The following is a 10,016-nucleotide window of genomic DNA, read 5'->3' as shown; positions in this document are numbered from 1 at the left end:
TCACTATCTATATCTAATTATTTACTTTTAAAAACAGCTGCGACTTTTTTTCATTTATCGCTTTGGATAGATGTAGTTATATGCAATATAATCAGCTATGTCAACTACAATTTTGAAATTATTTTATTTTTGTTCTATATATCTAGATTTAGATCCTTCTTTAAACGGTTTATAATAATTACAAAACTTTAGTTAAACTCTAGTCTATATACTTCGCAGATGTCTATTACTCATTGATATAGTAATTTATAAATAGCTATCTCAATCATAATTTTTCATGCTCATATAAAATATCATGAATAATTTGTAAATTCTTAACAGCATCCAAACCATCTAGTGGAGCAATTAAAGCTTTCCACAAAGCCCAACCTCGTACTCTTGCCCAAGTATCATCATCTAATGCTAGCTGTTCTTTAAAAATTTCTCTTGCTTCATTTTGTAGAAAAGGCCAAATTATTACCAAATCACAAGCAGGATCACCAATACCCATACCTCCACAATCGCTTACTGCATTAAGCTTACCATTTTTTATAATAATATTACCACTTGCAAAATCACCATGAATCCATACAGGTTTTTTATTCCACTGAAACTTTAATGCTTGTTCCCAAACAGATAGAACTTTATCTGCATCAACCAAATCTTTTAAATTTTTAATTGCTATTTTTGTCTCAAGGTCATAAATTGCAAGATCACCTCCACGCCAAAAGTTATGAGTACCTGGAACAGGTCCATCAATTATATCAATCTTACGCAATTCATTTAGAAATTTTGCTAGATCAGAAGCAATTAGAGATAAATTTAAGCTACTAGTATCAAAGCTATTTGCACTTTTTTCCTTCAATCCATTTATATATTAACTAATTCCAAGGATAATTTTTTGAAGGTTTACCTAAAGCTCAAGGCTTAGGGATATGAAATGACAAGTTAGGCGCTAATATTGGTAACCATTTGTGTTCTTTTGAAACCGCACCTACATATTTTGCTGCACTTGGTCATCTAATTAACATTTCATCGCCTAAATGAAAGGTTCTATTATCATAACCACTAAATTCAACCGGTTTGATAGGTAAATGAAACCATTTAGGGGATTGTTCTATAATAAGCTCTTTTGCTAAAAACTCTGTGATTTCTACATTCATAACTTTGCTTTTTGTTTATGATTTGTGTTCATATTAGGTGATAAATAATTGATTCTAAATTTTCTTTAAGAACTGCATCCTCTAGTAAAATACTACATTTCCAAACGCTTAACCTTTAAATCCAATTCTTTTAAATCAAATTTTATATCGATTATTGCTCCCTCTGCTTCTCTGTTTGCTATATCTAGAATGCCGCAATGTTCTTCGACTATTCTTTTAACTATAGCAAGCCCTACTCCCATACCTTTACTGCTGGTCGTAACATAGCTTTCGGTAGCTTTGCCTATTAGCTCAGGCGGGAATCCTTTACCGTTATCCGTTACAATAACGCTAATAAAATCATCTTTAACATCTATAGTAACTTCTATTTTCCCTGATGCTCGTCCTTCTATTGACTCTTCTGCGTTTTTCAATAAATTGATCATAACTTGATTTATTTGGGTAGCATCACACATAAAATCAAATTGTTCTACGTTAGACTCAAATTTATACAAAATATGATCATTAAGTAATTTACGTGCTTCAACAATATGTTTAACTAAATAAACTAATTCACTCTTCGTAAATTTAGGAGCAGGAAGACGTGCAAAAAGAACAAATTCGGATACTATATTTTTAATATCGTTAGTATGGCGAATAATCATTTTTAAATAATTTTCAAATTCTACCCTTTCCTTAATTTCAGGGCTAAATTTCTTCAGCAATCTTTCAGAAGCAAGTAAAATAGGAGTTAACGGATTCTTGATTTCATGGGCTACTTTTTTTGCAACATCTGACCAAGCCATAGCCCTCTGTGCTATAACTAAATCACGCTGCTGGCGAGAAAGCTGCTTAATCATTCTATTAAATGCCACATAAAGCGTGCCTATTTCGTCTTTATCTACTTCATTTTCAGGCACTTGTACCGTTAAATCGCCGTCTTTAACGTTATCGGTTGCAGTAACTAATTTTTTAATAGGTTTTACTATTTTAGCAGTAAATATAACCCCGAAACTTATAGCTACAAAAAGAAGTAATAAGGCAATAAAGATAAACATTATAGAGAACTTAATCTGTATATTATCTATTTCATTTTTAAGGCTATTATACTCGGCAGCTGCTCCGTTAGTTGCATCTACATGGTCGATAATTTTATTATCTACTAATCTACCAACTAATAAATACACATCATTATACTCTTTTAACTTAATCAGCATTCTTATTTTGGTTGGATCGGATTTTACTTCCACCAGTTCACCTAAATCCGCTTTTTTTATTAAATGTGCAGGGATAGTTGCAAATGATAATGAAAAACTTAAATAACTATTAGCTACTATAGTATTAGTAGATTTGTTTAAAACTATAGCCTCATCAAGCGAACGCATCTCTGCTTCAGTATTAAGTGTTTTAGTAAATAAAGCGGGATTGTGAATTAAATCGTAATACATATCGCTTAAATCTTCAGCAACGGCTAAAGCCGTTTCTTTTAGCTGTAATTTATGCTCGGCAATATACGATTCTGCAACTATCACGGATTGATCAAGAACCGTAGAAATCTTCTTATCAAACCAAGCTTGAACACTAAGATTAAAAAAATAAACAGAAAATACCGAAACAATTATAGTTGGAATAGCTGCAACTAAACTAAAGGCAATTACAATACGATTTTGTAATTTAGAACTATCGTTATTATTATTTTTAGTAAAAAATTTTTGAGTTAGTACAACACCTAAAATTAAAAAAATTGCTAAATCAACTAATAAAAATCCAATAATCGTACTAAAATTCTTTGATTCTAAAGATATCACATAAAAAGTAGCACAAGCAAAAATAATAGCTGCTGTTGCTAAAGTAAAAGTTAGTACTCTACTAGAAAAATAAGAATGTAAATTTTGTTTAAGATAACTAAGCATAGATACTGTTTATATGACTATAACAGTTCTTTATAACATAAAAAAAAGCTAATTGAAAATATTTCAAGTTTTAAGTGTCTTATTGTCATTTCTGCAAAAGCGGGGTGTTGTTGCATTGATTGTTTTTATGTCATTTTCCCGCGGAAGCGGGAATCCAGTCAAACATATAAAAACTTGTTTTTTTATTATATTTATTTCATCAAATACATAAAATTTTGTATGGCTATTTTTTGGATTCCTGCTTGCGTAGGAATGACATCTTGAACGTTCGTACAACACATGGTCAAGCAACTAGATGACAATAAAAAAAGCTAGAAATATTAATATTTCTAGCTTTTTATTTAGTATGAAAATTGTTTGAAATTTTATTTATCAAACATTTTTTTACGAGCAAATTTTCTCTGTCTTCTTGCTGCTTCTTGTACTTTACGAACACGCTTCGCTGAAGGTGTTTCATAATAACGCTGTTCTTTCATCTTACGAAAATAAAGCTCTCTTTGTAGCTTTTTCTTAAAATTCTTAAGCGTATTATCACAATTACCGGCGTGAACATTTACTAGTATCACTAAAATTACTCTCCTTAAAAGATATTGTGGTTTATTGAACTATACCCTATAATTCAGTTATATGTCAAGGTTAAAAATATGAGCATTCAAGAAGAACACCATATCAAAAAAATAAGCTTCGTGCAATCTTTATTAGACTTATTACCATTTAATGAATGGAATAATAAACTACTCGAAGAAGCAGAAGAAAAATGCGGTTTCGCAAAAGGCTATAGCTTAATAGTTTTTCCAGAAGGTTTATCCGAAATAGTAGGATTCTTGGAAGAGTATTTAGATAATATTATGCTAGAAAGCTTAAAGATAATAGTAGAACCATCAAAAATAAGAGAAAAAATATCTTTGGCCGTAAAGACTAGGGTCAAAACCGTACTTCCTATTATTCATAGTAAGAATGCCGCTTATTTTGCATTAAACCCAATACAAGGAACTGAAGTTGCATTCCGTAGTTGTGATGCTATTTGGCGTTATGCCAGTGATAAATCTCTTGATTTTAACTATTATACCAAAAGAAGCTTATTGCTCTCGGTTTATGTTTCATCTATTCTTTTTTATATCCAAGACGAATCGGACAATTATATTGAAACCGATAAATTGATTGAGACTGCCTTAGAAAATATAGTAAAAACTTTCTCACAGATGAAAAAATTACTCGCCCCTTCAAAGATCCCCATAGTTAGAATGTTTACGTAGATATGCTTAATTGGTAATATTAACTCCATATCAAATATAAAAATGCTATTGAAACTTATAAATAAAGTTAATAATAAATTACATTTAATCACTTGTCATAAGACTGTAAAAGAAGCTCAAGCATTGTTTAAACAACATGGTTCTAAATCAGAATCATTTGTTGATGAATTTTTAAAACAGAAATATCAAAAAGCGAATAAAGAAAATTCTAAATTTTAACTTGTAACCCAATAATGTCTTCTCATAACAATAATTCTTGATTCTTCTTCCTTAATGGCTTTACTTACGGAAGAAAAAGGACAGGAAAACATTATCCGATATATACAGCAGACAAAGCTTGAGCTAGCTTACAATTAAGTTGCAATATTGTTTTGATTTGCTAATTCACATAATATGAAAACTCAATTTAAAAAAGCATGTTCTAATAAAGAACATGCTAGAACATTAGTTAATAATCAAGTTATCCCTATAAGTTATTTCGGTGAAAATTCAAAAACACTAAAGATACTTTTCTCTGAATAATTTAGATCTTCAAGAGAAGATAAATGATGACAAATATTATTCTTATAAAACAGAAAAGAAATATGTAAAGAATTTAATATTTAAAATCTGTGATTTGCTAGCGCTTATGAAAACTATTAATTTAGAGCAAAAACAAAAGCTCCTACTAAATATTAAGTAATAAAGTAGAAAATGATGCTAAAGCACAGGGCCTTAGCGATTTAACAAAATATACTAGAGTTGAAGTAATGTTTAAATATTTAAATGAAGAGTGGCAGTATTTAGGATACGAAGCACAAATATTATCCGGCTTATGAAACTGAAACGATAGCTAGTAACTAATAGTGAAATGAATTGAGTTAGACAAAATTTCTATATCATCTTTTAATCTGTAATACACCTTATTACTTTCTTAACTACCTTAAAAATTCTTGTATTATGACCTCTCTTACATATAATGAAGATATTTTTAAAAATAATTTCTAAAATAATGACAAATACTAAATATTATCCTGAAGTTAGCTCGAATGCTGATTTTGCAGGCTTAGAGCAAGAGATACTAAAATTTTGGCAAGACAATAATATATTCCAAAAATCTATTGATGATAGGAACGGAGAGTCAGAATTTATTTTTTATGACGGCCCGCCTTTTGCAAACGGTTTGCCGCATTACGGTCATTTGCTTACCGGCTTTATTAAAGACGTATATGCTAGATACCAAACCATAAAAGGTAAGAAAGTCGAACGTCGCTTTGGTTGGGACTGTCACGGTCTTCCTGCTGAAATGCAATCAGAGAAAGAACTTGGCATTTCAGGACGTCTTGCAATAGCTAATTTTGGTATAGAGAAGTTTAATACACATTGCAGAGCTTCGGTAATGAAATATGCTAATGATTGGGAAGAATATGTAACTCGTCAAGCAAGATGGGTGGATTTTAAAAATTCTTATAAAACGATGGATAAGAATTTTATGGAATCCGTACTTTGGGCATTTAAGGAGTTATATAATAAGGGGTTATTGTATGAATCTATGCGGGTAATGCCTTATTCTTGGGCATGCGAAACACCGCTTTCTAATTTTGAAACAAGACTTGATAATTCTTATCGTGAGCGAGCCGATAAAGCTGTAACGGTGAGTTTTGTACTATCTCATCCCGTGGCTACGACCACAGGATCTTTTAAAGAATACCGTATACTCGCTTGGACGACAACACCTTGGACATTGCCGTCAAATTTAGCCTTAGCAGTCGGTAGTGATATAGATTATGCATTAGTCCCTAAAAATGATGTTTGTTATATAATAGCTGCCTATTCCGTCTCTAAATATGCTAAAGAATTAGGACTTAGCGGTGAAGAAAATTTTGAGATAATTAAAGGTTCAGCACTTCAAGGATTGAGCTATAAATCTTTATTCGACTATTTCGAAAATCATCCAAACAGCTTCAAGATATTTGCAGGCGATTTCGTGGTTGAGGGTGACGGCACGGGAGTCGTACATATGGCTCCAGGTTTTGGTGAAGATGACCAAATACTTTGTGAATCGAAAGGTATTGAGCTTGTTTGTCCTGTTGATAATAGCGGTAAATTCACTAAAGAAATTCCTGATTTAGAGGGCTTACAAGTATTTGATGCAAATGACAAAATAATAATCAAACTGAAAGAGCAAGGAAATTGGCTAAAAACCGAGCAGTATATTCATAATTATCCTCATTGCTGGCGAACAGATACGCCTCTTATATATAAGGCTGTTCCGTCATGGTACGTAAAGGTTACACAATTTAAAGATAGAATGGTAGAGTTAAATCAGCAAATTAACTGGATACCTTTCCATGTTAAAGATAATTTATTTGGTAAGTGGCTTGAAAATGCCCGTGATTGGTCGATAAGCCGTAATAGATTCTGGGGCACGCCGCTGCCTGTATGGAAGTCCGATGATCCAAAATATCCACGCATAGACGTTTACGGCTCTATAGAGGAATTAGAGAAAGATTTTGGTGTTAAAGTTACTGATTTACATCGTCCTTTTATCGATGAACTGACAAGACCAAATCCCAACGATCCAACCGGTAAATCAACAATGCGTAGAATAGAAGACGTGTTTGATTGCTGGTTTGAAAGCGGTTCAATGCCATATGGGCAAGCCCATTACCCTTTTGAAAATAAAGAGTGGTTTGAGGATCATTTTCCGGCTGATTTTATAGTTGAGTATTCAGCTCAAACACGCGGATGGTTTTATACTTTAATGGTGCTATCTACCGCTTTATTTGATCGCCCACCGTTTTTAAATTGTATATGCCACGGCATAATTTTAGACTCTACAGGTCAAAAACTTTCAAAGCGTCTTAATAACTACGCCGATCCGCTGGAGCTATTTGATAAATACAGCTCTGACGCTTTAAGAGTTACGATGTTATCTTCAAACGTTGTTAAAGGTCAGGAGCTATTAATTGATAAAGACGGCAAAATGGTATTTGATACGCTTCGTCTATTTATCAAACCTATATGGAATGCTTACCATTTCTTTACGATGTATGCTAATACCGATTCGCTTAAAGGCAAGCTTAATTTTAGCTCTAAAAACGTACTTGATGTTTATATATTATCTAAGCTTAAAATAGCCGTACAAAAAATTGAAGAGAGCTTAGATAATTTCGATACGCAAACAGCTTATCATGCAGTTTCAGAATTTTTTGAAGTTTTGAATAACTGGTATATAAGACGAAGCCGAGCTAGATTTTGGAAAAGCGAAAAAGATACAGATAAGCAAAATGCTTATAATACTCTATATTCATGTTTAGACACCATGACTATTGCGATGTCGGCACTAGTGCCTATGATTTCGGAAGCGATATATAAGGGATTACGTCATTGTGAGGAGCGTAACGACACGGCACTCTCAGAAAAATCAAACGTCATTGTGAGGAAAGACACAAGTCTTGACAAAGCAATTTCAGGAGTATCTCATAAGATTGCCACGGCACTTTCAGTGCCTCGCAATGACGCGATTAGCGTACATCTCTGCAACTACCCTACTCTCTCAGACTTTGAAATAAATCACGAGCTGGTTGCTACTATGGATAACGTGCTTGATATTTGCAGTAATAGCCTATTTATCCGAAGCACTGAAAATATCAGGGTAAGACAACCACTTGCTAGCATAGCTATTATCAGTAAACATAATAACAACCTCAAAGATTTTGAAGATTTAATTAAAGATGAAATTAATGTTAAGGCAGTAATTTATCGTGACGATCTAGAGAATTACGCAAGCAAAAAACTATCGATTAATTTCCCAATGCTTGGTAAACGTTTGCCGCATAAAATGAAAGAGATTATAGCCGCTTCTAAAAAAGGTGAGTGGGAAGCTATCGCAGACGGTTTAGCTATATGCGGTGAAACCTTAAATAGTGACGAATATAAGCTAGTTTTAGCACCGTATTCACATATCAAAGGAGCAGCAAGTTTTGAGAATAATAGTAGCTTGTTAATACTTGATTTAGAGCTAACACCTGAGTTAATAGAAGAAGGATACGCAAGAGACATTGTACGCTTTATACAACAGGCTCGAAAAGATGCCGATTTCTCTATCACTGACAGGATTTTAATTGAGATAATAAGCGAGTTTAATTTATCTAAGATAATTGATAATTATGGAGACTTTATTAAAGAACAAACTTTAGGCGAGTTTGCTAAAAATTTCACGCCTGATTATGTAAGTAAAGTAGAATTAGAGAACCATCAAATACAACTTAAAGTTAAGAAATCGTAAATTATTTTACTATCAATTAAGATGTTGATAATTTACTTAGATTAATCTATAGTACGCACGCTATAAATTAATTTAAGGTAAATTATCATGCACAACTCCTCCACAGCTCCAGGGGGTTCTCAAATTAAAAGAACTATTAAGCCGGAAACTACTAAAACAGAAAATGTAATAACTCTAGGGTATTTAAAACAATATTTTGATGCGTTTCATCCTAAAGACGGAACAGCATTAAATATTATAGCTAGCTTAGATGATCCGAATTTAAATAAAATAAATCTCATGGAAGACCTTATATCGCAAGGTGTAAAATAAATACAAAGCATTAGAATTCGCACTTAAAAACAATAATACACAAGCTGAATATTTACTTAATCATCTTACGTTTGAACCTAATCCCAGTCTAATACAAGCAATACACAATAAAAGTTTAATTTTAGTAAAGTATTTTGTAGAAGAAAAAGGAGTGAATGTAAATTTTAGTCATTATGGTTCTAATACACTAAATGTTACTGCCGGTTTGGAAGAACCTTACAAAATAGACATTACATGTGATCTTTTAATAAAAGGAGCAACTTATTTAAATACAACCTTAGAAGAAGCAGCACAAGGTGGTCAAAATGTAAACGGTCTTCATAAGCAAATCTTTTTTAAAGCAATAAACGAAAATAAGCTTGAAGTAATTAAAAAATTTGTTGAAATATACGGTTTTGATGTTAATACTGAATATCGTTTAACACACCATTAAGTACCGCAAATTTAAAAAATAGAAAAGAAATTGCAAAGTATCTTTTATCTAAAAATGCTAATTTAGATGTAGCTCTAGAAGTATCAATAATATACGGTAATTTAAATGCGGTAAAAACATTATTAGATACAAACGATTAACGGCAATACAGATGTATCACCTTTAATGCTTGCATCAGAGTATGGGCAGGTCACAATAGTAAAATATTTACTTAAACACGGTAACTATAATGTTAAAGGATGGGAAAAAGATAACTTACATATAGCGATGTATCGTGTCAACCCACTCAAATCACTGAGATTTCTACATTGTGTGAAAAAGCTAATAATCCTAACCACCAATACATATTAGAGACGATATGAAAAACACGTATATCATCACATTATGACGGATATAAGAATTTATCATCAGAACAAATAAAGCAAAAATTGTCTAAATTCAAAAAACAACTATCTAAAGATTTACAAAATTTCGCAGAAATTAAAGCACTGTTAGAAGATTATTCTAGCGGGAAGAAAATTCCAATAAATACAAATACTGTAGTAGAAGACGAGGACTATGTTTCTGATTTTAAGGTTGAAACTGAAAAACCTAACATAGGCTCTAGGTTAGAACATACTCCTTCTAAATCAGGTATATTTTCACTTTTGCCCTTGAGAGACTTGATGAAGAAACGTCTTTAGGCGGTGATATAAAAATATTTGATTCTGA

12 protein-coding genes and 1 pseudogene are annotated in these 10,016 nt (G+C 32.1%); 9 read left to right on the top strand and 4 right to left on the bottom strand.

All coding sequences use genetic code 11. The features are described 5' to 3' along the window. Positions 1–265: 265 nt before the first annotated feature. The 4 genes from ABVF33_RS01705 to rpsU form a co-directional block, all read right to left on the bottom strand. A complete protein-coding gene (locus ABVF33_RS01705; RefSeq protein ID WP_499706011.1) occupies positions 266–844 on the bottom strand; it encodes a phosphotransferase in 579 nt (192 codons plus the stop codon). Between the two features lie 151 nt (positions 845–995). Next, positions 996–1,142: a hypothetical protein gene (locus tag ABVF33_RS01700; RefSeq protein ID WP_499706010.1), complete on the bottom strand. Its 147-nt coding sequence runs from the start codon at positions 1,140–1,142 to the stop codon at positions 996–998. 92 nt (positions 1,143–1,234) lie between these two features. Further along, positions 1,235–3,034 (bottom strand): sensor histidine kinase NtrY-like, encoded by a 1,800-nt coding sequence (locus ABVF33_RS01695; protein ID WP_499706009.1) that lies wholly within the window; start codon positions 3,032–3,034, stop codon positions 1,235–1,237. Positions 3,035–3,399: 365 nt separating this feature from the next. Further along, positions 3,400–3,600: a 30S ribosomal protein S21 gene (gene rpsU, locus ABVF33_RS01690; RefSeq protein WP_499706008.1), complete on the bottom strand. Its 201-nt coding sequence runs from the start codon at positions 3,598–3,600 to the stop codon at positions 3,400–3,402. Positions 3,601–3,678: 78 nt separating this feature from the next. Between rpsU and ABVF33_RS01685 the strand changes: the two genes are divergently transcribed. The 9 genes and pseudogenes from ABVF33_RS01685 (at position 3,679) to ABVF33_RS01645 (ending at position 9,988) form a co-directional block, all read left to right on the top strand. After that, the gene (locus tag ABVF33_RS01685) at positions 3,679–4,290 is read left to right on the top strand and encodes a COQ9 family protein (RefSeq protein WP_499706007.1); all 612 of its coding nucleotides are present in this window, start codon (positions 3,679–3,681) and stop codon (positions 4,288–4,290) included. A 42-nt stretch (positions 4,291–4,332) separates the two neighbouring features. Then, positions 4,333–4,509, top strand: coding sequence for a hypothetical protein (locus ABVF33_RS01680; protein ID WP_499706006.1), 177 nt, complete (start codon positions 4,333–4,335; stop codon positions 4,507–4,509). 174 nt (positions 4,510–4,683) lie between these two features. Further along, positions 4,684–4,812, top strand: a complete 129-nt coding sequence (locus ABVF33_RS01675) for a hypothetical protein (RefSeq protein ID WP_499706005.1) — start codon at positions 4,684–4,686, stop codon at positions 4,810–4,812. Positions 4,813–5,281: 469 nt separating this feature from the next. Further along, a complete protein-coding gene (gene ileS, locus ABVF33_RS01670; protein ID WP_499706004.1) occupies positions 5,282–8,560 on the top strand; it encodes an isoleucine--tRNA ligase in 3,279 nt (1,092 codons plus the stop codon). An 87-nt stretch (positions 8,561–8,647) separates the two neighbouring features. Next, on the top strand, positions 8,648–8,872 hold the full coding sequence (locus tag ABVF33_RS01665) for a hypothetical protein (RefSeq protein WP_499706003.1): 225 nt from the start codon (positions 8,648–8,650) through the stop codon (positions 8,870–8,872). Between the two features lie 151 nt (positions 8,873–9,023). Next, on the top strand, positions 9,024–9,305 hold the full coding sequence (locus tag ABVF33_RS01660; protein WP_499706002.1) for a hypothetical protein: 282 nt from the start codon (positions 9,024–9,026) through the stop codon (positions 9,303–9,305). Continuing rightward, positions 9,284–9,445: a hypothetical protein gene (locus ABVF33_RS01655; RefSeq protein ID WP_499706128.1), complete on the top strand. Its 162-nt coding sequence runs from the start codon at positions 9,284–9,286 to the stop codon at positions 9,443–9,445. The genes ABVF33_RS01660 and ABVF33_RS01655 overlap by 22 nt, the downstream gene beginning before the upstream one ends. A gap of 25 nt (positions 9,446–9,470) precedes the next feature. Continuing rightward, positions 9,471–9,667, top strand: a pseudogene (locus tag ABVF33_RS01650) (hypothetical protein). Positions 9,668–9,733: 66 nt separating this feature from the next. Continuing rightward, positions 9,734–9,988: a hypothetical protein gene (locus ABVF33_RS01645; protein ID WP_499706001.1), complete on the top strand. Its 255-nt coding sequence runs from the start codon at positions 9,734–9,736 to the stop codon at positions 9,986–9,988. Positions 9,989–10,016 lie beyond the last annotated feature (28 nt).

Source organism: Candidatus Rickettsia barbarica (assembly GCF_041477405.1).
In the GTDB taxonomy this organism is placed as follows: domain Bacteria; phylum Pseudomonadota; class Alphaproteobacteria; order Rickettsiales; family Rickettsiaceae; genus Rickettsia; species Rickettsia rickettsii.
This window is presented reverse-complemented; position numbering and strand designations above follow the sequence as displayed.